This window comes from Rickettsia conorii str. Malish 7, assembly GCF_000007025.1.
In the GTDB taxonomy this organism is placed as follows: domain Bacteria; phylum Pseudomonadota; class Alphaproteobacteria; order Rickettsiales; family Rickettsiaceae; genus Rickettsia; species Rickettsia rickettsii.
In genome coordinates this window covers 571,877-597,324 of sequence record NC_003103.1, presented here as the reverse complement: position 1 = coordinate 597,324, position 25,448 = coordinate 571,877, and the positions used below count along the sequence as shown (strand labels likewise).

Here is a 25,448-nt window from a genome sequence, read left to right as displayed (position 1 = left end):
TATTTTATTATTTTATTCTTATAACTTATTATTAGTTAAGCGTCTATATATTAAAAAAGAAATTCATATAATGAATATAAATAAAATAGCATTGATTTATAACCACAATTCCAAACATTTAGCTATTATAGAGGAAATAAAAAAACTCTATAATTATTGTAAAATAGAGGAAGCGGAGGTCATTATCGTAATAGGCGGGGATGGAGAATTACTACATAATATTCACCGCTATATGCATCTTAATATACCTTTTTACGGAGTTAATTTAGGAAGCCTCGGCTTTTTAATGAATCCTTTAGATACCAAAAAATTATTACAAAATATACACGAAAGTACGGTTTCTATCCTAAATCCTCTTCTTATGCAAGTCGAAGATACGAGCGGTCAAATATATACGGCACTTGCTATTAACGAAGTATCGATATTTCGTAAAACTAATCAAGCTGCTAAATTTAGAATAGAAGTAAACGGGATAGAGAGAATGAGCGAATTAGTAGCAGACGGAGCTTTAGTTGCAACACCTGCCGGAAGTAGTGCTTATAATTTATCTGCCAGCGGTCCTATTTTACCGCTTGAGTCAAACATGTTATGCCTAACCCCTATCTGCTCATTTAGACCGCGTAGATGGCACGGTGCTTTACTGCTTGCATCTGCTACGATTAAATTTGAAATACTTAATACAAATAAACGACCGGTAAATGCTACTGCCGACTTTCAGGAGTTTAATAATATCACAAATGTTACCGTTAAATCTACTAAGGATAAGCCTGTCAAACTGCTCTTTAATAAAAACCATACGCTGGAAGATAGAATTATTAAAGAGCAATTTGGTGGGTAATTATTAAAAAATATTAATAATTTTTTGACTAAGAATTAAACTAATGTATGATGCCTTGTTAAAAATAACTAGGCATCATATATGAAATCAAGTCTTCTATTAACTTTTCTGAAAATAACCATATTTTATGGTTATCACGTAAAGCTCCAATATTACCTTAAATACAGCTATAGAATTGTACTCAGCAATAGTTAAGAATTTTGATATAAAAAATAATTATTTAAGAACTATTGAAGAAATAAAAAATTCAGAATTTGCTAATTTAGCAATTAAGAAGATAAAAGAGGTAAAAACCCCAAAAAAGCTATTGGAATGTGTATTAAAAAATACAGTTACGAAGAACTTAAAAATCATGAGTTATTTAAAGAGTATGAGATTAGTGAATATAATGCTTTAATTAATAAAAATTCTAAAGTAGAAATATTTTTTGAATACAAACCTAGCTCCAATTCTTCTAACCCTATCACTAAGATTATCAATAAATTTATCGCTAAGGAAAATATTTTTCGTTTAGCCGTAGTAGAAAAGAATATTGCATTAATGGAAGAAGTAGCTAAAGATATACTTAAATCAGCACCTATAGTTTTAAATTTACTTAAAACTCAAGGAGAAATGGTATCAAAAATATCTAATTTTATTGCAGAAATTTTATTATTTGTAAAACCTGAATTTCAACCTGATATTATTAAACAATTAGCAAATATAGAAGATTTTGCTATTCTAGGCTCTTTTTCTGAAATATTGCTTGCTACCAAAAAATATGATGAAATAATAACATTACTTGCACCACGACCAGCGAATCTAGTAAACAATGAGTAAAAACAGGAAAGTAAATTCATCTATTTTTGCCGTTATAATCTATCAGTAGCCTATAATAATAATACAGGAAAATTATCATTAGACGAAGAACAATTATTACGCATTTTAAAGGATCGACCAAACGATAGCGCTTCATCAATCTATAGCTTATTTAATATTTATTTACTTAACGAAAGGGCAACAGCAACAAAAAATTTAATCAAAAATGCTCCTACAGATATCAAAATTTTGACTAAAGGATGAGTGAATCGAAATTAGCAACTCTATTAGTGGTGTTATATTACTATCTACAACAGCCTTATATACCAAACAATATGAATTAGCTAAACAATTTATACAAAAAATACCTAAAAATAAAATAACTCCATATCTTAGTAATATCTTCCAGGCAATAGAATTTTTATAAATCCTGAAGAATATATTAACCAAATTCATATCGAAGCTCTTGTTAGCAACCTTAATTTTGCACAAGCACAAGCTATAGAAAAAATTAATAAGATTATCACTTGTTTAATCGCAATTAAGAAATACAACTTAGCGTTAAAGAAAGTTGAGGAAATTTTACAATATGATAATAAAAATCAGGAAGCCATTGAGACTAGATAAGAATCAATGTAATAAATTTATAAATGCCTTAAAGAAAGATATAATATATAGACAACAGGGGGATAACGGCGTTAAATTTATCGGTAAAAAGTAGTTGACATTAAAATTGATGGTGACCAGCGTTTATTCACAAATATATTACATTCAAACGAACAAGGTGAATTACTGATACATTTTGATCATCAAGGAAATCATAATGATGTAATAAAATTCGCCGGCGAACATCATCTAGAATTTCATCAAGATTCACTATAACTTTAATAAAATTATTAATTTTTACTCAAAAGGTTGGCGTAGGTTAATAGCGGCAGATACGGTACCCTCGTCTAAATAATCAAGTTCACCTCCGATAGGTATACCGCTAGCAAGGCGAGAAATTTTAGCAGGATGCTCTTTTAAATATTCTGTAATAAAATAAGCAGTAGTCTGACCTTCTAAAGTAGAATTAGTAGCAATAATAACTTCTTTAATATTTTCTGCAAAACATCTTGTAAGTAGTTCAGGTAACCGAAGTATGCTAGGGTTTTGTCTACTAGTTGCCGATAAATTATGACCGAGTACATGATATAAACCTTTAAAATTACCGCTACGCTCCATTGCCCATAATTCAGCCACAGTTTCGACAATAGCAATAATTGATTTATCTCTATATTCAGAAGAACAAATACGGCACATATTTTCCGTATCCATATTACCGCAAATCTCGCATTTTACTATTTTCTTATCTATCTCTACAAGATTATTAATCAGGCTTTTTAACCTTATGTCTTTATCTTGCAATAGGTAAAGCGCTATACGCCTTGCCGATCTAATACCAAGACCGGGTAATTTTGAAAAAAGATAAATTAGCTGATCTATATCATTATCATTTGTTTCATTCATAAATATACTCGTTTAATTTGAAAAATGAGCTACGTCGTATTATAAGAACTGCGGTACTCACCTATTAAGTGTATATGCTCCGCTCCTCACCTTATATACTCCTTGCTCTTTTCCAAATTAAACTTCGTCTATTACTTAGGAGTATATTTAAGACTTAATAACGACGGTTCCGGCTATTTTATCATGTAATGCTTGTTTTTTAGAAGAAAAAAGTATGAAAAAAATACCGATAGGAAAAGTCATATACCCTAAAAATCTTTTAATTAACTGCTTTAAGGTCGGACGATTTAATGTTACGGCATCTACGATTTTCATACGTAAAAACATTTTACTAAGCGTTGCACCTTTATAATACCAAAGCGTTATGAAGTATGAGCCTATTACTAATATATTAGTAGCAAAAATTGAAATATTAAACAAAATATATTTATTAAAATTTCCTGCTTTAAGATATTCATAAAATTCCTGACTCATAACCGAGTTAAACATTTCATTGGGATTATGAAGATTAATGTTATTGCTAAGGAAGTAATCATTAAAGAACAACCATAATAAATTAAAAGAACAAAATTGTGATATTGGGATTGCTATAAAGGCAAATACTGATAAATCAAGTGCTGTAGAAAAAATTCGTGCTATAAAATCAGGATAAATAATTTGCTTTTTCATTGTCAGTTACTTTATTTTGGTGTTAGATAGTAAGGGTTATGGCAATCTCAGGATTTTGGCATGAGATTGCTTCGTCAAAACTTACAGTTTTTCCTCGCAATGACGATTAATACCCCTAATCAAAATTCAATATATTACATTCATGAATCAATTTGAAGCATATAGTTTATTATTTGTTGATAGTTTTGTCTCAAATCTTGTTATAGGTTTTCAGAATGAATTAATATTTCATTCTATGAAAATGTTCGGAGGCTATAATAGTTTAATAATGCTGTTAGTAGCTATTTGTGCTTCTCTTAGCGGTAATGCAATCAATTATATTTTTGGAAAAATAGTTTTAAATATCTTTTATGCTTCCAAAAATACACAAAATATTTTAAGACATAAAAATTTAACAAAACTATATTATAAATATGAGATATTTATAATTTTCTTAATGGCATTTGCTTTTTGGGGAAGCTTTATTTCTTTATTCTCCGGTTTTTTTAAAACAAAATTTCTAAAATTTTTAGGTATTGGTTGTTTGGCAAAAGCATGCTATTATGCCTTAGAATTGTATATATTTTTTAACGCATGAAAAAATTAACCAAAACTCATTCTCATAGACAACAAAAATTAGCAAGCATTATAAATGAAGCATTAATAGAAATTCTAAGGCGTGGCAAAATGCTGGATAGCAGACTTTTTGATTGTCCTCTCACTATTACGAAAGTTATAGTTACTGCTGATCTCAAAATAGCTAATTGTTATTTCTTGCCTTTTAATACTAAACTAACAATAGATGAAATTATGGATGCATTAAATAATTCTAAAAATGCTATCAGAAATTTTATTACTAATAAAATAAATATGAAATTCTCGCCTGATATAAGATTTCATTACGATCACGGATTTGATAATGCTATAAAAGTGGCACACTTATTAAAAGATCTCTGAATATAAGAATCTAATAATTTATTAAAAAAATTATTATTAATAAATTGTTTTAATATTTAGGTTATTGTATCATGCCATATTTTAATCAGTAATGTTATAACTTAAATATGGCATAACAAAATAGATAACTTAAAAGAAATAAAAGGATTAACAGGTTTACGCGGGTATACTGCATTATGGGTATTCTTCTTAACACGCCACATATAATTAGGTAACTCAATTGGAATGAATATAGCAAGACTTGGCAGTCTTGGGGTTGTAATATTTTTTGTGTTATCCGGCTTTATTTTATGTTATGTATATAATACTAGATTTTATACGCATACCCCGTTAGTTATAAAAGTTTTTTATTTGCACGTATTGCCAGAGTTTATCCCTTACATTTATTTATGCTTTTATAATGTGTTCCTTATTCAAGCATGGGGGTTCACGGATTTAGTATCTTGGAATCAACCTTCATGTACTACAATACGTACGGCAATGTTTGCATATTAATTATTTCCTTTTTTAATATCATTGATGCAAAGATTATCAATAATTAAGTTATTGATAATCTTGTTATTTATATCTTATGGGATAATTTCTGCTCCTTATGCTTTGCAATGGCTGCAGACCCATATTAGACGAAAGAGTACACTTTGCTTACGGTAAAAGCTTAATAATGTTTTTAGGTGTATTTATTTTTGGTTGTATAACATTTTTTATTACAAAATATATAAAATCTTTGAAACTTAATTATATTATTTATGATATTATTACATTTGTAGGAATTGCTGTTTTTGCTTATATTTTTATTATAATTAATGCAGAAACACTTTGGTGGCTTGCAGTTGGCTCATCCTTAATAATTATTGGAACATCTAATGATTCAGGATTAAGTACACTTATTTTCGGTAATCCAATAACATATTTTCTAGATCAAATTTCATATGCTTTATACCTTTCTGTTTTAACTACAGAATTTTTTGTAGCATATTACTGGATTTATCCAACTCCTTTATGGCTTAAATTTGCTACTTCGGTTACAATAGCTACTATGTTGCATTATAAAATTGAATTACCAGCTCGCCAGTTCATTCATCAATTAAAAGTGAATAGATAGGTGCTAGGGGATAAACGCAATCATTGAAAACAATAATTATCCGTTATACTAAAAACGCTTAAAAATTAAGCTTTAGTACAACAGCCCCCTAACATAAATGGACTAAAGGCTATAAATAAATGTTTTGCAATGATGGAGTTTAAACATCATTTACAAAATGATAAATATCATAATAATTAAAATAATCAAGATATTTTAGTGATTTTTTAAATTTTAAGTATAACTCAAATAAAAATAAATCCTTATTTTTATTAAATAACTTTAAAAGATTATTTTTTTATATTAAAATATAAAAATAATCTTTTAATAAAAATAAATAGAAAATGTCTCCTCAAATAATAGAGTTATTAATTTTTGCCGTTATTGCCTTTTACATTATCAACAAATTAATTACGACTCTCGGTTCTACTTCAGAAGAGGAACAGACAAAGCAAAAATCTTATTTTGGCGAACCGATTATTAAGGACGTAACTTACAGTATAGTTAAATCTAATAAAGAAGAAAAAAATATTCCAACAGCCCAAGATATTAAAGCTTTTAAAGATATAATAGTAGAACATAATATAACTGCGATCGTAGATGGAATGGAACAAGTCCATAAACGCCTTTACTCCTTTGATCCGGTTAAATTCATAAATAATGCTAAAACTGCTTTTCAAATGATTATAGAAGCTGCTTATAAAAAAGATGCTAAAGAATTATCTGAGCTGATAGATAAAAGATATTTGGAAGAATTTGAAAAAATAACACCGTCCTATGGTGATTTTTTTGACTCATCGGCTTTAAGTGCAAAATATTCAGAAATTTACATGTTCGGTAATAACATATTTATTAAATTACTATTTCAAGGTAAAAATGTAGTTGACAAAATCGAAGATTTAAAAGAAGAATGGACATTTACACGTAATGCTAATACCAAAGAAGTTGATTGGTTTTTAAGCAATATTGAGAGAGTGTAGCAATTATATTTTCTGAATGTCATTTCCGCGGAAGCGGGAATGACATCAAAAGACTATAAAACTAAATAACAAACTATTAGTAATGAGTAAAATTTTCTATATTATAGGCACTATATTAATAATAAGTGTCGGTATTTTTATGTTTCAAACGATAACGGATAACAATCAAATAATCCCCAGAAAAGTTTTATTCGGTAACCCTGATAAAGCAAGGGTTTCTCTAACCCACGACGGCAAATATATTCTATATGTTGCACCGAAAGACGGTGTATTAAACATTTGGCTAGCACCCTCAGATGATATTAGTAAAGCAGAAGCCATAACCCATGATAAAGGACGCGGTATTTGGTCTTATGCTAAAGCTTATAATAATAAAAATATTTTATATACCCAAGATTTTAACGGTGATGAAAATGACCGAATTTATAGCTATAACATAGAGACAAAAGAGACAAAATTACTTACTCCTGCAAAAGGAGTTAAAGCCCAAATAGCCGGAGCAAGTCATAAGAAGCCAAATGAGATATTAATATATTTAAATGAGCGTAATCCTGAATATTTTGATATTTACAAATTAAATCTAGATACTCTAGAAAAAGAACTGATTTATAAAAATGATAGATTTACTGATTATATAACTGATGAAAATTTAAATTTAAGATTCGGTAGCTTACTAGATAAAGACGGAGCTGTTGAATATTATGAATTAAAAGACGGAGAACCAAAGTTATTTACTAAGATATCAATGGAAGATTCTTTTAACACTTCCATACTTGGTTTTGATGCTAGCGGTGAAACTTTATATATGCTAGAGGGACGTAATCGTAATACCTCCGCACTTAAAGCTATAACACTAGCTACAGGTAGTGAAGAAATATTAGCCGAAGATGCAAAAGCTGATATCGGCTTATTTACAGTTCATCCCACAAAGCAAACTCCGCAAGCAGTATCTATAGATTATGATAGAGTCTCATATAAAATATTAGATAAAGATATTGAAGATGATATTAAATATTTGCAATCTATTGATCGCGGTGATTTAATTATTAATAGTAGGACGCTAGACGATAAAACTTGGATCGTTGCTTATATGGCTGATAATGCACCGGTGAAATATTATAAATATGATAGGGCAAATAAAAAAGCTGAGTTTTTATTTACTAATCGCAAAGAACTTGAGCAATATAATCTTGCTAAGATGATACCGATAATTATCAAGTCACGTGACGGGCTTGATTTAGTTAGCTATATCACTTTTCCAAATGATGTAAAGCTCGATAAAAATAATATACCCGATAGAAAAGTACCTCTAATTTTAAATGTCCACGGCGGTCCGTGGGTACGTGATAGCTGGGGATACAATCCTGAGCATCAGTGGCTTGCAAATCGTGGTTACGCAGTTTTAAGTATAAATTACCGTGGTTCTACCGGTTTTGGGAAAGATTTCTTAAACGCCGGTAATTTAGAATATGCCGGTAAAATGCACACCGATTTAATTGATGGTGTTAACTGGGCTATTAAGAATAATATAGTTGATTCTGACAAAGTTTGTATTATGGGTGGAAGCTATGGAGGTTATGCAACGCTTGTAGGTCTTACCATGACGCCTGACGTATTTGCTTGCGGTATTGACGTTGTCGGTATGTCTAATTTATTAACTCATGTGCAATCTAAAGCTCCTTATATGACACCATTGTTAAGTATATATAAAACACGTATAGGACCTTGGGATACTGAAGAAGAAAAAGAATTTTTAAGACAAAGATCACCGATTAATTTTGTTGATAATATCAAAAAGCCTTTATTTATAGCACAAGGTGTTCACGATGTGAGAGTCGTGCAGGCAGAATCAGAACAGATTGTAAACAGCATGCAAGCAAAGCATATACCGGTAGTTTATGCACTTTACAAAGATGAAGGTCATGGATTTGCAAAAGCCGGTAATCGAATCTCATATTACGCTCTTGCCGAGCAGTTTTTAGCTAAGGTTTTAAAAGGAAGAGCGGAACATATAGGAGATGACTTAAAGAATGCTAATCTCATTCTGAATGATAAAGAAAAAATTAGCGGTACAGAGGCAGAAAAGATTATAGATACGGCCGTTGGGAATTAAGAAGAAACTGTCATACCGTGACTCGGTGTCACCCCGTGGCTTGCCCATGGGATCTAGTTAAAAATACTAATAATTTTAGTATTTTTTATTGTTTTTTAGATTCCTGCTTTCGCAGGAAAATGACACAGAAGAGCGACAATGACATTAAGTAAGTTTGAGTATTATCATGCTACTTACAAATACTGAAAATTCTTACGGCTTAATTGCAAAACTTTTTCACTGGATCATGAGCATTATAGTTATAGTAATGCTCGTTGTCGGTGTCTTAATGGATAATTTCTTAGAACTTCCTTTAAAATGGCAATTATACGGGATACATGAAGCAACCGGTATAGTTGTTTTATCTTTAGTAATAATAAGGCTTTTATGGAAATTCTATAATGCTAATGTTTTGCTACCGGAAGATATGCCGAATTGGCAAAAAAAGCCGCTAATATTAATATACATTTGCTATAGCTTTTAATGTTATTAATGCCGATAAGCGGCTTTCTAATAACTATTTTATCAAACCATCATATTGATTTTTATGGTTTGTTTACTATAAATTCTTTTGCTCCAGATTTACAATTTGCCAAAATCTTTAAAAAAATCTATAAAAATGCTGCTTATTTACTGCTTTAATTATTTTGATATACTAGCTGCATTATATCATCACTTTATTAGGAAAGATAACGTATTCAAAGAGGATAGTGAATGAGTAACCTCATTATAAACTTATTGACATATAATACATTGTGTTTTATATACAAAGTAAGATCATATAACTTACTATATTAGTATTATGAGTAAAAGTGCCAGAGTAGTAATCTCATCGAAACAGGTAGTTATACCTAAATATATAAGAAATAAACTTGGTTTACATTCAGGCTCTGAGTTAATAATTAACTACAAAAAAAATGAAACATTAGAATTGCTTCCCATAAACAAAGATATCTATAGCTTTTTTGGTAAAGGTAAACATAAAGCTAAAAACGGTCCGGTGGATGTAGATGAAGCTATTAGTATTGCGGTTATCGAAAATGATAGGAATTGACACTAATATCTTAACTCGTACTTTTCTTGAAGATGATAAAATACAAGGTAAAGCAGCTCAAAATTTCTTAAAAAATAACATCACTAGTAAGATTTTTATTGCATCATATGCATTACTTGAATTTGTATGGGTGCTAAAAGTAAATAAATTTACTCGCCAGGAAATTTATGAAACAGTAATCAATCTTATTGATAATTCCGGCTTTATCATTGGGCATCAAGACATAATAATATCAGCTACTGAGCAATATATTAAAGGTAAAGCAGACTTTGCCGATTATATAATTATTGCAGAAGGAGAAGTCAATAGTGCTAATAAGTTTATCACTTTTGATAAAGACCTAGTAAGAGAAGTTAAAAATGCATCTTATCCATAAAAATTAATAGCAATTTAAATAAATTATTTAAAATGAATATTCATGAATATCAAGCAAAAGAGATTTTAAGAAAATACGGCGTACCTACTTCCACCGGGCTAGTTGTTACGAAAACCGAAAAGATTAATGAAACCATAGATAAATTAAATACGGAAGTATATGTGGTTAAAGCACAAATACATGCCGGCGGTAGAGGTAAAGCAGGCGGTGTTAAGGTTGTTAAGAGTAAAGAAGAAGCCAAAAAAGTTGCTCATGACATGTTTGGTATTAATTTAGTAACGCATCAAACAGGACCTCAAGGACAAAAAGTAAACCGTCTTTATATCGAATCAGGTTGTGATATTTTAAAAGAATATTATTTTAGTATAGTATTTGATAGATCGGCTAGCTGTATTACTTTTATAGCTTCTACAGAAGGAGGAATTGATATTGAAGCAGTAGCAGAAAAAACTCCGGACAAAATTATTAAATTTTCCGTTGATCCTGCAACCGGTTTACAAGATTTTCATATGCGAGGCATAGCTTATGAGTTAGGCTTTAAGGATAACCAAGCTAAACAGATGAAAGAAATAGTAAAATCAGTCTATAATGCTTTTATTGAAACCGATGCAACACAAATTGAAATCAACCCATTAATTGTAAATAGCGACGGGAACTTATTAGCTTTAGATGCAAAAATTACTTTTGACGATAACGGCTTATTTCGGCATCCGAATATTACGGCAATGCGTGATCATGATGAAGAAGATCCTCTAGAAACTAGAGCCGCAAATGCAGGACTTAGCTATGTAAAAATGGACGGTAATATCGGTTGTATGGTTAACGGTGCCGGTCTTGCCATGGCCACTATGGATATTATTAAACTTTACGGTGCTTCGCCTGCTAATTTCTTGGATGTCGGTGGTGGAGCTGATCGTGAGCGTGTAAAAGAAGCTTTAAAAATAATTTTATCTGATAAAGAAGTACAAGGGATTCTAGTTAATATTTTCGGCGGTATCATGCGTTGTGATATTATAGCAGAAGGGATTATTGCCGCTGCAAAAGACATAGGTATAAAAGTACCGTTAGTAGTTCGTTTAGCCGGTACAAACGTTGAAAAAGGCGAAGAAATTTTATCAAATTCCGGTTTAGCAATAATACCGGCACATGATTTAGCAGATGCGGCAAATAAAATAGTTGAAGCGATACGGTAGATAACCGTCATGAGCTATACAGGCATTGACCTTGTTGTATAGCTCGAAAAACCAGTTCAGTGTCATACCGTGGCTTGACCACAGTATCCATAAAAAAATTAAAAAAGGACTGGATCACGCGATCAAGTCGCGGGATGATATCAAAGTAAAATAAAAACAATAAACATTATTTAACATGGCAATATTAATAAATAAAAAAACACAAGTTATCTGTCAGGGTTTTACTGGTTTACAAGGAACTTTTCACTCTGAACAAGCGATAGCGTACGGCACTAACATGGTTGGCGGTGTTACACCCGGCAAAGGCGGTCATACTCACCTTGATTTACCTGTATATAATACCGTACATGAAGCAAAAGCAAAAACCGGTGCAAATGCAAGCGTTATATATGTTCCGCCCGGCTTTGCCGCTGATTCGATATTAGAAGCAATCGATGCTGAAATTGAAGTAGTAGTATGTATAACGGAAGGAATTCCGGTGCTTGATATGGTGAAAGTAAAACGTGCTTTAGTCGGTTCTAAAACTAGATTAATTGGTCCTAACTGCCCTGGAGTTATCACACCGGGTGAATGTAAAATCGGTATTATGCCTGGACATATTCATAAAAGAGGAACAATAGGTATTGTTTCAAGATCAGGTACTCTAACTTATGAAGCAGTAGCACAGACAACAGCAGTAGGACTTGGACAATCTACGTGTATCGGTATAGGCGGCGATCCTGTTAACGGCACTAATTTTGTTGATTGTATTGAGATGTTTTTGAAAGATGATGAAACAAAAGCAATTATTATGATCGGTGAAATTGGCGGTAATGCAGAAGAAGATGCAGCTGAGTTTATCAAGCAGTCAAAAATCAAGAAACCTATAGTAAGCTTTATTGCAGGTATTACAGCACCTCCAGGTAAAAGAATGGGACATGCCGGAGCCATTATTGTCGGAAGAACAGGAAGTGCCGAAGATAAGCTTGAAGCTCTACAAAGTGCCGGCGTAATTATCACTAGATCCCCTGCCGATATCGGTAAAACTATGTTAGATTTACTAAATAAAGGCTAAAGTTATTCAAGAGCAATTGCTGTCATTCCTACTAGGCCTTGTTGCGTGAAGACTGAAGGTCCTCATTGCGAGGAAATTACGTAACTAATTGACGAAGCAATTTCAGGATACTTGACAAGATTGCCACGTCGCTTCGCTCCTCGCAATGATGATTTGGTATCCATGCAACAATGCTTTCACGGGAATAACATAAAAAGCATTTACTGGTCTACGCAACAATTCTTAAGAACTCTTAATTACCCCTAATTTCTTTAACTATATTTAGTAATTGTGGGAAATCTATTAACCCAGGTATTAACTTTGAATCGATTATATACGCAGGTACTCCTTGAATTCTAAGACCTCTAGCTATTTTCATATTTTGAGTAATTAAATCTTTAATCTCATTACTATCGGCAATTTCTTCAATTTCCGTAGCATTTAAGCCACTCTCAGTTAATAATTCTTTTATAGATTCCTTAGAAACATCTCTTATTTTTATTAATTCATCATGAACAGCTTTGAATTTACTTGGATTAACCTTATAAACGGCTAAAACTATTCTTGCAAGATATTCGGAAACATCTCCAAGGATAGGAAGCGGTCGTAATACAACTTTAACTTTTGGATCGTTTTGCAATAATTCATTTATAGAAACATCGCCTTTTTTACAATAAGAACAATTGTAATCATAAAAAGCAATTATTGTTACATCACCGTCTTTATTTCCTATAACAGGAAAACTTGTGCTATCTTCAATACTTAACTTATTATCTTTTATATAGTTATTAACTTTAGTCTCATTTTCCTGTACTTTACGTTTTTGCAACCCTTCTATTGATTCTATTATTATTTCCGGAGTTTTAAGCAAATAATCTTTGATTATTTCTTGTACTCTTTCCTCTTCACATTTTCTTGCATCTTCGCTTTGTTTAACCTCAACGGAAACCGGATTTGTAGAATAAGTTTTCATTGTTTTGAAAACAAATAAAACTCCTATTATAACTATAAATATAACTAATATTTTACCTATAATATGCTGCATAAATACCTTTTTTAAAATTTTATATCTTCCTAAAGTCTAAGTAATTCTATATGTCATTCCCGCGAAAGCGGGAATGACATAAAACGAGCTATGTAACAAAGCCGGCTTGTCTCCGGTGTAGCAAAGTCCATTACTTCTGTCTTATTAATCTGCTCTGATCTCTTTTCCAGTCTTTTTCTTTAATTGACTCTCTTTTATCATGTAATTTCTTACCTTTAGCAATACCAAGTTCAACTTTCACTTTATTTTTTTTATTAAAATACATAGAAAGAGCTACTAGCGTATAGCCTTTTATTCTAATTCTACCGATAATTTTCTTTATCTCTTTAGTATGCAACAATAATTTACGCGGTCTACGAGTAGCATGATTAAATCTATTCGCTTTTTCATATTCTGCAATATGGCAGTTATACAAAAATACCTCATGTCTGGTATCTGCCGCATGACTTTCTTCTATAGAAGCTTTGCCCTGACGCAGAGACCGTACTTCACTACCCTTTAATACAATACCCGCTTCTAATCTTTCTTCAATAAAATAATTAAAAAGGGCTTTCTTATTTTGTGCAATAACTTTCTTATATTCAGTCATATTTTTATAGATAGTGATGTTATGATGTTTTCAATTTGTTTTTTGGCACTATCGCTTGCTTCAGTTAATGGGGGTCTAATTTCATTTTCACATAAACCTAAATAATGTGCAGCATATTTTATCGGAATCGGATTAGATTCTACAAATAATGCTGTATATAAAGGTAGTAATTTCTGATGGATTTCTAATGCTCCTTTAGTATCATTCTTATTCCACTTTTCTAATAGCTCTTTACATATATTAGGAACAATATTAGAGGCTACAGAAGTCCACCCCACCCCACCTTGAGCGTTAAAAGCTAAGACTACTTCATCATTACCGGTTAAAATATTGAAATCCTTTTTAACTGTTGCTCTGATCCGCAATGGACGTTCTAAATCTACACCACAATCTTTTAATGCTAAAATACGCGGTAGCTTGCTAAGTCTCAATATTGTCTCATCAGAAAAATCTACTCCGCTTCTAGTTGGAGCTGAATATAACATAATAGGTAGATTACACGCTTCATGCAATGCTTCAAAATGCTTATAAATCCCGTGTTGGGTAGGTTTGACATAAGATGGTGGACTAGCCATAAAACCATCTACGCCGATTTTTGTAGATTCCGCTGCAAGTGCTCTTGCATAAGTAGTATTATTTGATGAACACCCGCTTATTATAGGAATACACTTATTAACGATTTCTACGCTAGTTTGCAGTAATAATTTATATTCTTCAAAACTTAAACTACTACTTTCTCCCGTTGAACCTGCAATTAATACTGCATCGACTTCATGCTTTATTTGATGTTTTACAATTCTCTCTAAAGCATATAAGTCTAACTTATTATCTTTAAAAGGTGTTATAAGTGCGGTAATTAAACCTTTAAATATGTTATGCATGATTTTTTTGATTTTAATTGTTTAACTTATTAAATCGTCATTGCGAGAAGAATTACGTAGTAATTCGACGAAGCAATCTCAGGAGTTTGTTATTATTTCATGAGATTGCCACGCAGTCTACGACTGCTCGCAATGACGACTCGGTATCCATATACACAGGCAATACCTCCTCGCAATGACGTTTCTTCTACTCCCTAACAACACGCCTATACTCTTCTTTCAAGCGATCTGCAATTTTATGATCATCAAAAATAATCTTTTTATTGCCAAGATCTATAGAATCAATATTTTGTACCTCAATTGCCGTGCCTGTAACAAAACATCCGGTAAAATCCTCTATTTGCTCTAATTTTAAACGCTCTTCTTTTACTTCTAGACCTAAATCTTTTGCAATTTCAATAATAGTCTGTCTTGTTATACCGTTTAAAAACCTATCGGCAATTGGAGTATATAATATTTTATCTTTAACAAAGAAAATATTTGTTGTAGTGCATTCAGCAATATACCCTTCATAATCAAGTAATAATGCATCCTCATAGCCAAGAGCCTTAGCTTCTTTTTTACTCGTTATTGCCATATTATATTGAGCGGCGGATTTAGATTGTACCGGGGTGCTATCAGGCATTGCTTTACGCCAGCGGCTTACATGCAAATTTATACCTTTCTCAAAAGACCTCGGCATAGATGGAATACCGGCAATCAAAAGATTAGTAGATAAATACTGATTAGTGATATTTAGCGACTCGTCTCCGCACCAAATAAGCGGTCTTATATATGCATCCTTAATATTATTTTGTTTTATTACACATTCATGAGCCTTTATTATCTCGTCTACATTATAAGGTACTTTCAAACCTAATGCTTCTGCTGATTTTATTAATCTTGCCGTATGTTCTTTTAGTTTAAAAACTTTGCCGTTATAAGCTCTCTCACCCTCAAATACCGATCCTGAATAATGCAGGCTATGAGTCAAAACATGAATCCTTGCAAATTGATAAGGAACTAAATCACCGTTAATCCAAACATGCCAAAAAATTTGCTCTAGTTTTACCATTGTCATTAACCTATATTTATATTAAAGTATTGTCAATCGTCATGAGCTATACGGCCGTAGTTCTTATGTCATTCCTGCGAAAGCGGGAATCCAGTAGTATTTAACCTCATCCCGCGACTTGATCGCAGGATCTCAGAACACAGCCTGCGACATAAGATCCCGTGGTCAAGCCACGGGATGACAATAGTGAAATACAATTTTTTTAAATTAAACGAGTATACATGCATACATACAAAGCACATATTTTAATCGTTGATGATGATAGCAGAATATTAGCACTTTTAAAGCAATTTTTAAATAAAAACGCGTTTTTAGTATCAACGGCAAGCTCAGTCATAGAAGCTAAAAATCTATTAAAAACTTCTAATTATGATTTAATTATTTTAGATGTTATGTTACCTGAAATAACAGGGCTTGATTTTGCTACTACTATAAGGGATGCCGGTAATAATATTCCTATAGTTATGCTTACTGCTTTATCGGAAGCCGATGACCGTGTTAAAGGACTTGAAGCCGGTGCCTCTGATTATATAACTAAACCTTTTGAACCGAGAGAATTATTACTTCGGATAAATAACTTAATCAATAATTATAATAACTTTACAAAAGAAACGAATATAATTAAATTCGGCAATAATTTTTATAATTCCGATACAAAAGAATTTACCAAGAATAATCAAATTGTATCTCTTAGCTCTACTGAACAAAAATTACTTGAGATATTAATAAAAAATTCCGGTAAATCTACTAGTCGTTTTGAACTGTCAAAAATAATGGGAGGGCTTAGTATGCGTTCTATCGATGTACAAATTACAAGAATAAGAAGCAAAATAGAAGACAACCCAAAAGAGCCGAAATATCTAAAAACTGTGCGTAATGAGGGCTATGCACTTTATATCTAAATTATTACAGCATATTTCAAAGAGCTTCAGACAAGATGAATTTAAAAGCGAGCCTACACAGCGTATAAAAATACGTGAGCACAGACGAATCTTGAAAAATTCGCTTGTATCAAGCTCTTTGAAATATGCTTTACCAAGAACATTATTTGTACGGTTTATGTTTATTATAATCATTCCGATTTTAATAGGACAAATCGTTGCTATATTTTTGTTTTACGATCGTCATTGGTATAATGTTTCATATTATACTAGTACTATTATTATCAATGAAATAGAATCATTGATTAAAGAACATAGAAATAATTCAAGAAAGATAACCCATTTATCGGAAAATTATCTTAATTTATCTTATCAGTTTCAGCTTAATAAAAAGTTATCTATAAAACAGCCTAAATTAGGTGAACCTTTAACTATATTCAAAAATATTTTAGCTACAAAAATCCATGAAAAAAATATAGTTAAACTAAATAAGGAAAATAAAATTGAAGTATTTTTAGAATTAAAAGATGGAGTATTATATATTACTTTTCCTGCAAAGTTACTACTTAATCCTACAGTATATATATTTGTTTTATGGATTATATCTTTAACTGTTATATTACTTTCTGTTTCTATTATTTTCTCCAAAAATCAAATTAAATCAATACTCACTCTTGCGGATAGCATGGATAAATTTGGTCGAGGTGTTTTAAAAGGCAAAAATTTTAAACCTTCAGGAGCCTTAGAAATAAGAAAAGCAGGGCTTGCTTTTTTAAAAATGAAAGCTCGTATTGAAAAACAAATTACTAAAAAAACCACTATGCTTGCTATGATTTCTCATGACCTGAGAACTCCTTTAACAAGAATGAAGCTACAACTTGAATTGATGGAAGAAAGCGAAGAAATCGAAGGGTTAAAACAAGATATATTAACTATGCAGCAAATGATAAATTCTTATTTAGATTTTGCTAAAGGTGAAAGTACAGAAGAATTTGAAGACATTTTATTATTACCTTGGATGGAACGTTTTTTTAACAAATGGTCACATGTAAATATTGAATTTATAAAACCTACTAATTTAGATAAACTAGAAGTATGCATTAAGCCACATTCTTTTGAAAGAGCCTTGTCTAATTTAATCGGTAACGCTATAAAACATGGAACTAAAATTAAGATATCCTCAAAAGATAATTCATCTACCGTAGCTATAATTATTGAGGATAACGGTCCCGGTATAGATGATACGGAAACACACCTTGTATTTAAACCGTTTTATAGATCGGATAAAGCAAGACAGCTTGATAATGCAAGTAACGTAGGGCTTGGGCTTGCTATTACTAAAGAAATAATAAACGATCATAAAGGCTCTATTTATTTAGAAGATAGCAAGGATTTAGGCGGGCTATCGGTAAGAATCGAAATACCTAAAATATGACTACCGATGTCATTCCCGTGTAGATGCCAAATCGTCATTACAAGGATAGGCAAAGCCGAGGGCGTGACAATCTCAGAAATTTTATATTGTTTCATGAGATTGCCACACTCCTTGCAGTCGCTCGCAATGACGGAAAAATCGATCCATGCAGCAACATCTAAAATATAAAATAATGACTAATATAAAACATTTAGCAATAATAATGGACGGTAATGCTCGTTGGGCAGATCAGCATAACTTAACAAAATCTGAAGGGCATAAAGCAGGAGCCGATAAAATTCGTGAATTACTGCCTGAGTTTCTTAACCTTAACATACCTTATATAACTTTATATACTTTCTCTTCCGAAAATTGGCAACGCTCAAGCACGGAAGTAGATTTCTTAATAAAATTATTAAGTATTTATTTAAAAACCGAATTAAATAATTTACATAAAAACGGCGTTAAAATAAAAGTAATAGGTAGACTGACTTTATTAAGTAGCTCATTGCAAAAACAAATAAATAATGCTATAGAATTAACAAAAAATAATAATAAAATAACGCTTTGTATAGCTTTTAGTTATGGAAGTCGTCAAGAAATAGTTGATGCCTGCACAAAAATTATTACAAGCGGTAAAAAAGCAGTAAGTGACAGCGATATACAACACGCTTTATATGATCCTGAAATGCCGGATGTAGATTTATTAATAAGACCGGGCGGGGTTTATCGCATCAGTAATTTCTTGCTTTGGCAAGCAGCTTATGCTGAATTATATTTCTCACCCAAATATTGGCCTGATTTTAATAAATATGATATACAAGAAGCTATAAATGATTACTCAAAAAGGAAAAGAACATTTGGTAAAAGATAAACAAAAATCAAACATATATTTAAGAATCCTGTCCGGTATAGTTTTAGTTCCGTTATTTGTCATAGCTATATTATGGTGTAAGCCTTTATTCTATATTCTAATGATATTAGTAGGTACGGGAATGTTAAGTGAATGGTATAATATGACCTACTCTTCTATTCCTGATCTATTAATCGGGCTAATTATTATTCCGATTCCTATAAGCCTATTAATATTTTTAAGTATGGAAGATACCAATAGATGGCTTATTATGCTTTATTTTTGCATAATGTGGTCGGTAGATACTTTCGCTATGATTGGCGGCAAAACTTTTAAAGGAGCAAAACTTGCTCCAAAACTTAGTCCTAAAAAAACCTGGAGCGGTTTAGTGACGGGAGTATTATCAGCAGGTTTAGTTGCGGTATTAGTTAGTTTTATACCAAACTTTCATATTGAAAATTACTATTTTTCAAATAAAATTTATTTGTTTATAATTAGTTGTATATTAGCATTAATAGCTCAATTAAGTGATTTATTTATTTCATATTTTAAGCGAAAATTTAATATTAAAGATAGCGGTCATATAATACCCGGTCATGGAGGAGTGCTAGACAGATTTGATAGTATTATTTTAACCACTCTGATATTATTTCTTATGAAGATATATTTATGATAATACATTTAAATAATCATGCTAAAAAAATAATTTTAAATATCGTTTTAGCTTTACTGCTTGGATATTTTGTTTTTCATTGCATATATGGTAACAAAGGGATTATTGCATATCTAAAAGTAAATAGGCAGCTTGAAAAAGCTTATGATGAACTAAAAGGCTTACGAGCAGAAAGAGTAGAACTTGAGCATAACGTCAAATTACTTCGAACGGAATCTCTAAATAAAGATATGTTAGAAGAACAAGCAAAGAAAGTTTTAGGAGTAGCTGCTCCAAATGAGCAGGTGTTTAATCACCAATAACAAAACTTTGTTGTAATCCCGCGACTTGATCGCAAGATCCAGTCTTTTTTTATTTTTTTTTGATACCGTGGTCAAGCCACGGTATGACACAGAACGCGTTTTTCGATCCGCACAACAACATTATTGATTCAAAGGAATTAAAAATCATTTATGACTATAAAAATTTATCAAAACGACCTACCTAATAATTTTAAACTTGAAGGAGATCTAGCTATAGATACCGAGACAATGGGACTAAATCTACATAGAGATAAACTATGTTTGCTACAATTTAGTAACGGCAATGGTGAAGCTCATCTTGTCCATTTTACAAATCAAGATTATACAGCTCCTAATGTAAAAGCATTATTACTAGATAAAACTAGATGTAAGATATTTCATTTTGCTAGATTTGATCTAGCATCCATAAAAAAATATTTAAGTATAGATTTAGAAAATATCTTTTGTACTAAAATATCTTCAAAACTAGTTAGAACTTATACCGATAGTCATGGGCTTAAGGATTTGTGCCGAGAATTGCTTAATATCAATATTTCAAAACAACAACAATCTTCCTATTGGGGTGCAGATAATTTATCTTCAGAACAAAAAGAATATGCAGCAAAAGATGTGCTTTATTTGCATCAGTTAAAAGATATTTTACAAAAAATGCTACTTAAAGAAAATAGGTATGAACTTGCCCAAGATATTTTCCGTTTTTTACCGATAAGAGCTAATTTAGACCTTATCGGTTGGAATGAAATCGATATTTTCATGCATTAATTTATTAATACCATTTATTGACTTCAGGTATAAAATCAGGCGCACTATTTAATAGTCTATTTTTTTTAAATTACTGAGCCTACAATAGACTTATTGCATAATATAGCTAATAAGGAAGAATTTGAAGACAACACGGAAACACTTGCCACCGCAGCATACATAAAAATACGTAAGGATGTGAGTACCGGATTGACATACAAATTTACCCTTAGACGCAAGTTATACAAAAAGTTTAATTAATTAGTAACTAAAAGGGGATCTTTATGACTAATAGAAAAAAAATAGACGTGCTAGATTCAGAGTCAGATTTAAATCTAAGTCTAGATAGTATAGCAAACCTCTGTTATCCTAGGATTATAACTTGTGAAACAGAAGAAGACACTTTAAGTATTGATGGCGGTGTTTTTGCCGCATTTTGGTAGGCAGCCAATTATATAATAGATAAAGTATTAATGCTAATAAACAATATTTACTATTACCTTAGAGAAGGGGCATTATGAAACTTCATCTTATCAGAGTTATAAGGGTGCTTCAAAAGGTACTTACCATAATAATTGCAGTAATTTTATAAATGAGACGCAGCAGCATTATGATGCTTCATTAGATAAACATAAGGAGGTAGTTTTAGGTCATACTACTACTTTTTTTTGGGTTAGTATGGTGGTAATACAATAAAAGTATGCTAGGTGTCATACTGCGGCTTGACCACGGTATTTAAAAACAACTTAAAGTACTAATAATTTTAGTATTTTAAACTAGATCCCGCGATCAAGTCACGGGATGACAGATTCAAAAAATAATATACTTCTGATAAATGAAAAGTAGATAGACACAGTTTAATTTGGAAAGAGCAAGGAGTCTGTAAGCCGAGGAGTGGAGCATATACTTAATACGTGAGCATCCGAAGACTTACCAAAACGACGTAGCCAATTTTCCAAATTAAACGAGTATATTCACAATTTTACGAGGAACGAGGATAATCTTCTTCGGCTCTTTCCCTTCTAAGAACTTTTGTACCTTTGGCAGACTGACGGTAACTTGCTTTATTTCATCTTCACTTACGGAAGTTTTAAACTCATAGGTATCACGGAGTTTGCCGTTAACCTGCACTGCCATAATATATGTATCTAACTCTAGCATTGATTCATCAAATGCAGGAAAAGACAAATTATATAATCGCTCTTTATTGCCAAGCTTTTGCCAAATTTCTTCTGTAATATGCGGGATAAAAGGATTTAGTAGCTGTACTAAAACATTAAAGCCATGCCTTACGGTTTTAACATCAATTTTATCTTTGGATATTTCAGCAGATATAGCATTAGAAAGCTCGCGCATACGTGCTATTGCTCTGTTTAGGGCAAAATGCTTTATATCTTCGGCGACGTGCTTTATTGTAAAATGTACTAACCTATTAAGCTCTTTATTAACCTCGCTATTCACATCATCTTTTAAAGAATCTATCGCCTTAAACATATACTCAAGCTTATTAATAAAACGTGAGCAGCCTTCAATACCGCTTGCCGACCATTCTAGATCTTTCTCAGGCGGACTATCGGACAGTACAAAAAGCCTAATAGCATCTGCCCCATATTGCTCTTGCATTGTCTCAAGATCGATGAGATTCTTTTTAGACTTACTCATCTTTTCAATGCGTCCCTGCACTACTCTATTATTGCTTTCTTTATGAAAAAATTCATTACCCTTTTTAACTACTTCTTCAGGATACAACCAATTATTATGTTCATCTTTGTAAGTGGCATGCAGCACCATACCTTGAGTAAATAGCCCTTTAAAAGGCTCTCGAACGCTTACGTAATTCTGTTCGTTCATTACTTTTGTGAAAAACCTTGCATATAATAAATGCATTACCGCATGTTCAATGCCGCCTATATATTTATCGACCGGTAACCAGTAATCACAAGCTTTTTTATCAGTCATCTCTGTAGCATTGCTATTGCAATATCTCGTAAAATACCAAGATGATTCAAAAAATGTATCAAAAGTATCGGTTTCACGCACAGCCGGCTTATCGCATTTCGGACAATTAACATGTTTCCAACTAGGATGATGATCAAGCGGATTACCGTGACCGTCAAAATTGACATCATCAGGTAAAGTAACGGGTAAGTCTTTGTAAGGTACAGGCACTATGCCACAAATTTCGCAGTGAATCATAGGAATAGGACATCCCCAAAAGCGCTGCCTTGAAATCCCCCAATCTTTTAGACGATAATTTACGCTGCGTTTACCTATGCCTAGTTTCTCAAATTCTCCGATGACTTCTTGTTTTGCTTCGTTACTAGTTAAGCCGTTTAGAAAATCCGAATTAATTAAAATTCCATCTTCCGTATAAGCGGTCTTTTGTACATCCATATCTGCTTTAATTACTTGTTTAATAGATAAATTCATTTTGACAGCTAATTCATGGTCACATTCGTCATGAGCAGGGCAACCAAATATTGCACCAGTTCCATAATCCATTAGCACAAAATTAGTAATAATAACCGGTAAAACTATATTTGAATCAAAAGGATGAGTAACAAAAAGACCGGTAAATACACCTTCCTTTTCAGCCTTTTCTAGTTCGCTACTTCTTGTAATATGCGAGCATTGAGTTATAAAAGCGAGTATTTCAGGTGTTTTAGAAACTAACCGCTCTATTATCGGATGATTAAAGGCAATTCCTATAAAGCTAGCACCAAAAATGGTTTCAGGTTTGGTTGAGAATACTTCTATAGTAGTCTCTTCATTATCCTTAATTTTGAAATGAAAATTAGCACCTATCGATTTACCTATCCATTTCTCTTGCATAGACCGAACAGCTTCAGGCCACTCTTTTAAATTCTGAATTTCGTTTAATAATTCTTCAGCATAATCGGTAATTTTTAAGAACCATTGCTTTAAATAACGTTTTACAACTATTGCACCTGAACGCCAACCACGCCCGTCTACAACTTGTTCATTTGCAAGCACAGTATTATCAACCGGATCCCAATTAACAAATGATTCTTTTTGATAAGCAAGATTTCGTTCATAAAGCTCTAAAAAGAATTTCTGCTCATGTTTATAATACTCAGGATCGCAACTATTTATCTCTCTAGACCAATCATAAGAAAAGCCCATAGATTTTAGCTGCTTTTTCATATTCTTGATATTAGAATATGTCCATTTTTTTGGGTGAGAATTATTTTTTATTGCGGCATTTTCGGCAGGTAGCCCGAAAGCATCCCAGCCCATCGGATGAAGCACATTAAAACCTTGCATAGTCATAAACCTTGCAATAACATCACCTATAGAATAGTTGCGTACGTGACCTACATGGATTTTACCGGAAGGATAAGGCAGCATTTCAAGTACGTAATATTTTGGCTTGCTACTCGCGTTTGATACCTCAAAAGCTTTTTCTTCTTGCCAAATGTACTGCCATTTTTGTTCTATTTGGTTCATATTTTTTTAATTTATATACTGCATTGTCATTGCGAGCAGTCGTAGACTGCACGGCAATCTCATCAAATATCCTGAGATTGCTTTGTCAATTACTCCGTAATTTCCTCGCAATGACGGCAATACTGTTATTACCTCACACTATTAATATATATCTCTCTAGCTTTTCTTAAAATTTTATCTTCAAGCGTGATAGCAAGATTTGAGGTGTTTTCATTAAGTACCCATTGTTTATTTTTAAGCATTTCTTCAAATACTTTCACTTCGATTGAATCAGGGCTGATTACATCGTCTTTAATAAATATATTTATTTTAAATCGAAAATTAGGATTAGAACGTGGGCTATACCATTCCGTAATAATCACACCGCCGTTTGAGTCGGCTGATGCAAGAGGAGCAACACTTATAGTCTCTAATGCTGCTTGCCAGAGATATTTATTAACTGAACCTCCTACAGCTTTAGTAGATTCATTCTTAACCCTACCCGGTCTAAAAACTAATCCTTCTTCACCTGCTATAGAACCTACTTCGTCCCATTTCTGCTCTCGTTCTGTTTTTGGATAATCACCCGCTAAGATACTAGTACTTATTGCACTAAGTATAATTACAACAAATAATCCGATAATTTTTTTCATAACCAATATTTAATTAGTGTGCTTGAGGGAAATAATAGAGAAGCTTTAGCTATTAGTCAAAAATTATTTCTTCCCACCGTTCTTTGGCATTGTTATATGGCTCAAAAAAACCCACTCGATGTCATGCCCGCATAGGCGGGCATGAACATAGGGCAGATTTAATTATTTCTCAGAAATAAATTCAAAACGTGGAATATTTTTGCCGTGTAATAAAACCTTTTCGTTAAACATTTCAAGCGGCCTTACCCAGAAGCTGGAAATTATCATATAACTCTTGCAAAGTTTCAGTATGTTTTGCAGTATCTATAACTTGATATAATTTTTCTTTGTAATGCTTATATATTCCAGTTCTCATA

Annotated in this window: 31 protein-coding genes and 2 pseudogenes; 23 read left to right on the top strand and 10 right to left on the bottom strand. The window is 32.0% G+C overall.

The genetic code is table 11. From position 1 onward, the window contains the following. Nucleotides 1–70: 70 nt before the first annotated feature. The 3 genes from RC_RS03095 (at nt 71) to RC_RS10790 (ending at nt 2,357) form a co-directional block, all read left to right on the top strand. On the top strand, nt 71–838 hold the full coding sequence (locus RC_RS03095) for an NAD kinase (protein WP_010977242.1): 768 nt from the start codon (nt 71–73) through the stop codon (nt 836–838). A gap of 312 nt (nt 839–1,150) precedes the next feature. Further along, nucleotides 1,151–1,657 (top strand): hypothetical protein, encoded by a 507-nt coding sequence (locus RC_RS10255; RefSeq protein ID WP_010977240.1) that lies wholly within the window; start codon nt 1,151–1,153, stop codon nt 1,655–1,657. 568 nt (nt 1,658–2,225) lie between these two features. Then, nucleotides 2,226–2,357: a hypothetical protein gene (locus RC_RS10790; protein WP_016830760.1), complete on the top strand. Its 132-nt coding sequence runs from the start codon at nt 2,226–2,228 to the stop codon at nt 2,355–2,357. A gap of 182 nt (nt 2,358–2,539) precedes the next feature. Here the strand turns inward: RC_RS10790 and recR are convergent, their stop codons facing one another. Both recR and RC_RS03080 read right to left on the bottom strand, forming a co-directional pair. After that, a complete protein-coding gene (recR, locus tag RC_RS03085; protein WP_010977239.1) occupies nt 2,540–3,145 on the bottom strand; it encodes a recombination mediator RecR in 606 nt (201 codons plus the stop codon). 147 nt (nt 3,146–3,292) lie between these two features. After that, a complete protein-coding gene (locus tag RC_RS03080) occupies nt 3,293–3,814 on the bottom strand; it encodes an RDD family protein (RefSeq protein WP_004995736.1) in 522 nt (173 codons plus the stop codon). Nucleotides 3,815–3,956: 142 nt separating this feature from the next. Between RC_RS03080 and RC_RS03075 the strand changes: the two genes are divergently transcribed. From RC_RS03075 to sucD, 12 genes and pseudogenes are all read left to right on the top strand, one after another. Then, on the top strand, nt 3,957–4,391 hold the full coding sequence (locus tag RC_RS03075) for a YqaA family protein (protein WP_010977238.1): 435 nt from the start codon (nt 3,957–3,959) through the stop codon (nt 4,389–4,391). Then, nucleotides 4,388–4,750 carry a 30S ribosome-binding factor RbfA gene (gene rbfA / locus RC_RS03070; RefSeq protein WP_010977237.1) on the top strand — a complete coding sequence of 121 codons (363 nt, stop codon included), beginning with the start codon at nt 4,388–4,390 and terminating at the stop codon, nt 4,748–4,750. Before RC_RS03075 ends, rbfA begins: the two co-directional genes overlap by 4 nt. A 176-nt stretch (nt 4,751–4,926) precedes the next feature. Next, nucleotides 4,927–5,151 (top strand): annotated as a pseudogene (locus tag RC_RS11005) (hypothetical protein). A 191-nt stretch (nt 5,152–5,342) separates the two neighbouring features. Further along, nucleotides 5,343–5,852, top strand: a complete 510-nt coding sequence (locus RC_RS03065) for a hypothetical protein (protein WP_010977236.1) — start codon at nt 5,343–5,345, stop codon at nt 5,850–5,852. Between the two features lie 323 nt (nt 5,853–6,175). Then, entirely contained in the window at nt 6,176–6,811 is a 636-nt protein-coding gene (locus tag RC_RS03060) for a Tim44 domain-containing protein (protein ID WP_010977235.1), read from the top strand. An 82-nt stretch (nt 6,812–6,893) separates the two neighbouring features. After that, nucleotides 6,894–8,924 carry a S9 family peptidase gene (locus tag RC_RS03055; protein WP_010977234.1) on the top strand — a complete coding sequence of 677 codons (2,031 nt, stop codon included), beginning with the start codon at nt 6,894–6,896 and terminating at the stop codon, nt 8,922–8,924. Nucleotides 8,925–9,090: 166 nt separating this feature from the next. Next, nucleotides 9,091–9,387: a cytochrome b gene (locus RC_RS03050; protein ID WP_014410684.1), complete on the top strand. Its 297-nt coding sequence runs from the start codon at nt 9,091–9,093 to the stop codon at nt 9,385–9,387. Continuing rightward, nucleotides 9,387–9,545: a hypothetical protein gene (locus RC_RS10250; protein ID WP_016770139.1), complete on the top strand. Its 159-nt coding sequence runs from the start codon at nt 9,387–9,389 to the stop codon at nt 9,543–9,545. The genes RC_RS03050 and RC_RS10250 overlap by 1 nt, the downstream gene beginning before the upstream one ends. 160 nt (nt 9,546–9,705) lie before the next feature. Further along, a complete protein-coding gene (locus tag RC_RS03040; protein WP_010977232.1) occupies nt 9,706–9,957 on the top strand; it encodes an AbrB/MazE/SpoVT family DNA-binding domain-containing protein in 252 nt (83 codons plus the stop codon). Then, nucleotides 9,944–10,333 (top strand): PIN domain-containing protein, encoded by a 390-nt coding sequence (locus RC_RS03035; protein ID WP_041471723.1) that lies wholly within the window; start codon nt 9,944–9,946, stop codon nt 10,331–10,333. Before RC_RS03040 ends, RC_RS03035 begins: the two co-directional genes overlap by 14 nt. 32 nt (nt 10,334–10,365) lie before the next feature. Next, complete coding sequence (gene sucC, locus RC_RS03030; RefSeq protein WP_010977230.1) at nt 10,366–11,526, top strand: ADP-forming succinate--CoA ligase subunit beta; 1,161 nt, start codon at nt 10,366–10,368, stop codon at nt 11,524–11,526. 175 nt (nt 11,527–11,701) lie between these two features. Beyond that, on the top strand, nt 11,702–12,580 hold the full coding sequence (gene sucD / locus RC_RS03025) for a succinate--CoA ligase subunit alpha (protein WP_010977229.1): 879 nt from the start codon (nt 11,702–11,704) through the stop codon (nt 12,578–12,580). A 232-nt stretch (nt 12,581–12,812) separates the two neighbouring features. Here sucD and RC_RS03020 read toward each other — a convergent pair whose 3' ends face one another. The 4 genes from RC_RS03020 to RC_RS03005 form a co-directional block, all read right to left on the bottom strand. Further along, entirely contained in the window at nt 12,813–13,604 is a 792-nt protein-coding gene (locus tag RC_RS03020; protein ID WP_010977228.1) for a DsbA family protein, read from the bottom strand. Between the two features lie 130 nt (nt 13,605–13,734). Then, nucleotides 13,735–14,193, bottom strand: a complete 459-nt coding sequence (gene smpB / locus RC_RS03015) for an SsrA-binding protein SmpB (RefSeq protein WP_010977227.1) — start codon at nt 14,191–14,193, stop codon at nt 13,735–13,737. Then, nucleotides 14,190–15,074 (bottom strand): 4-hydroxy-tetrahydrodipicolinate synthase, encoded by an 885-nt coding sequence (dapA, locus tag RC_RS03010; RefSeq protein ID WP_004995750.1) that lies wholly within the window; start codon nt 15,072–15,074, stop codon nt 14,190–14,192. The genes smpB and dapA overlap by 4 nt, the downstream gene beginning before the upstream one ends. A gap of 187 nt (nt 15,075–15,261) precedes the next feature. Then, nucleotides 15,262–16,134, bottom strand: a complete 873-nt coding sequence (locus tag RC_RS03005; protein ID WP_010977226.1) for a branched-chain amino acid transaminase — start codon at nt 16,132–16,134, stop codon at nt 15,262–15,264. Between the two features lie 215 nt (nt 16,135–16,349). On the opposite strand from RC_RS03005, the gene RC_RS03000 reads away from it, so the two are divergent. The 8 genes and pseudogenes from RC_RS03000 to RC_RS10245 all read left to right on the top strand — a co-directional run. Further along, entirely contained in the window at nt 16,350–17,030 is a 681-nt protein-coding gene (locus tag RC_RS03000) for a response regulator transcription factor (RefSeq protein ID WP_010977225.1), read from the top strand. Then, nucleotides 17,014–18,444 carry a palindromic element RPE3 domain-containing protein gene (locus tag RC_RS02995; protein ID WP_201763728.1) on the top strand — a complete coding sequence of 477 codons (1,431 nt, stop codon included), beginning with the start codon at nt 17,014–17,016 and terminating at the stop codon, nt 18,442–18,444. The genes RC_RS03000 and RC_RS02995 overlap by 17 nt, the downstream gene beginning before the upstream one ends. Before the next feature lie 145 nt (nt 18,445–18,589). Continuing rightward, nucleotides 18,590–19,297, top strand: coding sequence for a polyprenyl diphosphate synthase (uppS, locus tag RC_RS02990; RefSeq protein ID WP_010977222.1), 708 nt, complete (start codon nt 18,590–18,592; stop codon nt 19,295–19,297). Next, entirely contained in the window at nt 19,257–19,949 is a 693-nt protein-coding gene (locus tag RC_RS02985; RefSeq protein WP_010977221.1) for a phosphatidate cytidylyltransferase, read from the top strand. Before uppS ends, RC_RS02985 begins: the two co-directional genes overlap by 41 nt. Next, a complete protein-coding gene (locus RC_RS02980; RefSeq protein WP_004995762.1) occupies nt 19,946–20,251 on the top strand; it encodes an FtsB family cell division protein in 306 nt (101 codons plus the stop codon). Before RC_RS02985 ends, RC_RS02980 begins: the two co-directional genes overlap by 4 nt. A 150-nt stretch (nt 20,252–20,401) precedes the next feature. Then, nucleotides 20,402–21,013, top strand: coding sequence for a ribonuclease D (locus tag RC_RS02975; RefSeq protein WP_004995765.1), 612 nt, complete (start codon nt 20,402–20,404; stop codon nt 21,011–21,013). 263 nt (nt 21,014–21,276) lie between these two features. Next, nucleotides 21,277–21,435: a hypothetical protein gene (locus RC_RS09615; RefSeq protein ID WP_010977220.1), complete on the top strand. Its 159-nt coding sequence runs from the start codon at nt 21,277–21,279 to the stop codon at nt 21,433–21,435. Nucleotides 21,436–21,859: 424 nt separating this feature from the next. Beyond that, nucleotides 21,860–21,956, top strand: a pseudogene (locus RC_RS10245) (palindromic element RPE5 domain-containing protein); the annotation flags it as partial. Here the strand turns inward: RC_RS10245 and leuS are convergent. From leuS to RC_RS10780, 4 genes are all read right to left on the bottom strand, one after another. Next, complete coding sequence (leuS, locus tag RC_RS02970; protein ID WP_010977219.1) at nt 21,953–24,460, bottom strand: leucine--tRNA ligase; 2,508 nt, start codon at nt 24,458–24,460, stop codon at nt 21,953–21,955. The pseudogene RC_RS10245 and the gene leuS sit on opposite strands and share 4 nt — an antisense overlap. Before the next feature lie 128 nt (nt 24,461–24,588). Then, nucleotides 24,589–25,092: a DUF3576 domain-containing protein gene (locus tag RC_RS02965; RefSeq protein WP_016830755.1), complete on the bottom strand. Its 504-nt coding sequence runs from the start codon at nt 25,090–25,092 to the stop codon at nt 24,589–24,591. Between the two features lie 162 nt (nt 25,093–25,254). Continuing rightward, on the bottom strand, nt 25,255–25,323 hold the full coding sequence (locus RC_RS10785; protein WP_231839134.1) for a hypothetical protein: 69 nt from the start codon (nt 25,321–25,323) through the stop codon (nt 25,255–25,257). 1 nt (nt 25,324) lies between these two features. Continuing rightward, on the bottom strand, nt 25,325–25,447 hold the full coding sequence (locus tag RC_RS10780; RefSeq protein WP_012262374.1) for a DUF1653 domain-containing protein: 123 nt from the start codon (nt 25,445–25,447) through the stop codon (nt 25,325–25,327). Between the last annotated feature and the right edge of the window lies 1 nt (nt 25,448).

Excerpts from the sequence above, each read along its gene's own strand:
- RC_RS03050 (WP_014410684.1), top strand. The coding sequence starts at position 9,091 with ATGCTACTTACAAATACTGAAAATTCTTACGGCTTAATTGCAAAACTT.
- RC_RS03005 (WP_010977226.1), bottom strand. The coding sequence starts at position 16,134 with ATGACAATGGTAAAACTAGAGCAAATTTTTTGGCATGTTTGGATTAAC.
- RC_RS02995 (WP_201763728.1), top strand. The coding sequence starts at position 17,014 with ATGCACTTTATATCTAAATTATTACAGCATATTTCAAAGAGCTTCAGA.
- smpB (WP_010977227.1), bottom strand. The coding sequence starts at position 14,193 with ATGACTGAATATAAGAAAGTTATTGCACAAAATAAGAAAGCCCTTTTT.
- uppS (WP_010977222.1), top strand. The coding sequence starts at position 18,590 with ATGCAGCAACATCTAAAATATAAAATAATGACTAATATAAAACATTTA.
- RC_RS03055 (WP_010977234.1), top strand. The coding sequence starts at position 6,894 with ATGAGTAAAATTTTCTATATTATAGGCACTATATTAATAATAAGTGTC.
- rbfA (WP_010977237.1), top strand. The coding sequence starts at position 4,388 with ATGAAAAAATTAACCAAAACTCATTCTCATAGACAACAAAAATTAGCA.
- RC_RS03095 (WP_010977242.1), top strand. The coding sequence starts at position 71 with ATGAATATAAATAAAATAGCATTGATTTATAACCACAATTCCAAACAT.
- RC_RS03080 (WP_004995736.1), bottom strand. The coding sequence starts at position 3,814 with ATGAAAAAGCAAATTATTTATCCTGATTTTATAGCACGAATTTTTTCT.
- RC_RS03020 (WP_010977228.1), bottom strand. The coding sequence starts at position 13,604 with ATGCAGCATATTATAGGTAAAATATTAGTTATATTTATAGTTATAATA.
- RC_RS03075 (WP_010977238.1), top strand. The coding sequence starts at position 3,957 with ATGAATCAATTTGAAGCATATAGTTTATTATTTGTTGATAGTTTTGTC.
- RC_RS02965 (WP_016830755.1), bottom strand. The coding sequence starts at position 25,092 with ATGAAAAAAATTATCGGATTATTTGTTGTAATTATACTTAGTGCAATA.
- RC_RS09615 (WP_010977220.1), top strand. The coding sequence starts at position 21,277 with ATGACTAATAGAAAAAAAATAGACGTGCTAGATTCAGAGTCAGATTTA.
- RC_RS02980 (WP_004995762.1), top strand. The coding sequence starts at position 19,946 with ATGATAATACATTTAAATAATCATGCTAAAAAAATAATTTTAAATATC.
- leuS (WP_010977219.1), bottom strand. The coding sequence starts at position 24,460 with ATGAACCAAATAGAACAAAAATGGCAGTACATTTGGCAAGAAGAAAAA.
- RC_RS10255 (WP_010977240.1), top strand. The coding sequence starts at position 1,151 with ATGTGTATTAAAAAATACAGTTACGAAGAACTTAAAAATCATGAGTTA.
- RC_RS03060 (WP_010977235.1), top strand. The coding sequence starts at position 6,176 with ATGTCTCCTCAAATAATAGAGTTATTAATTTTTGCCGTTATTGCCTTT.
- RC_RS03065 (WP_010977236.1), top strand. The coding sequence starts at position 5,343 with ATGCTTTGCAATGGCTGCAGACCCATATTAGACGAAAGAGTACACTTT.
- sucC (WP_010977230.1), top strand. The coding sequence starts at position 10,366 with ATGAATATTCATGAATATCAAGCAAAAGAGATTTTAAGAAAATACGGC.
- dapA (WP_004995750.1), bottom strand. The coding sequence starts at position 15,074 with ATGCATAACATATTTAAAGGTTTAATTACCGCACTTATAACACCTTTT.
- RC_RS02985 (WP_010977221.1), top strand. The coding sequence starts at position 19,257 with ATGATTACTCAAAAAGGAAAAGAACATTTGGTAAAAGATAAACAAAAA.
- RC_RS10250 (WP_016770139.1), top strand. The coding sequence starts at position 9,387 with ATGTTATTAATGCCGATAAGCGGCTTTCTAATAACTATTTTATCAAAC.
- RC_RS10790 (WP_016830760.1), top strand. The coding sequence starts at position 2,226 with ATGATAATAAAAATCAGGAAGCCATTGAGACTAGATAAGAATCAATGT.
- sucD (WP_010977229.1), top strand. The coding sequence starts at position 11,702 with ATGGCAATATTAATAAATAAAAAAACACAAGTTATCTGTCAGGGTTTT.
- recR (WP_010977239.1), bottom strand. The coding sequence starts at position 3,145 with ATGAATGAAACAAATGATAATGATATAGATCAGCTAATTTATCTTTTT.
- RC_RS02975 (WP_004995765.1), top strand. The coding sequence starts at position 20,402 with ATGACTATAAAAATTTATCAAAACGACCTACCTAATAATTTTAAACTT.
- RC_RS03035 (WP_041471723.1), top strand. The coding sequence starts at position 9,944 with ATGATAGGAATTGACACTAATATCTTAACTCGTACTTTTCTTGAAGAT.
- RC_RS03040 (WP_010977232.1), top strand. The coding sequence starts at position 9,706 with ATGAGTAAAAGTGCCAGAGTAGTAATCTCATCGAAACAGGTAGTTATA.
- RC_RS03000 (WP_010977225.1), top strand. The coding sequence starts at position 16,350 with ATGCATACATACAAAGCACATATTTTAATCGTTGATGATGATAGCAGA.
- RC_RS10780 (WP_012262374.1), bottom strand. The coding sequence starts at position 25,447 with ATGAGAACTGGAATATATAAGCATTACAAAGAAAAATTATATCAAGTT.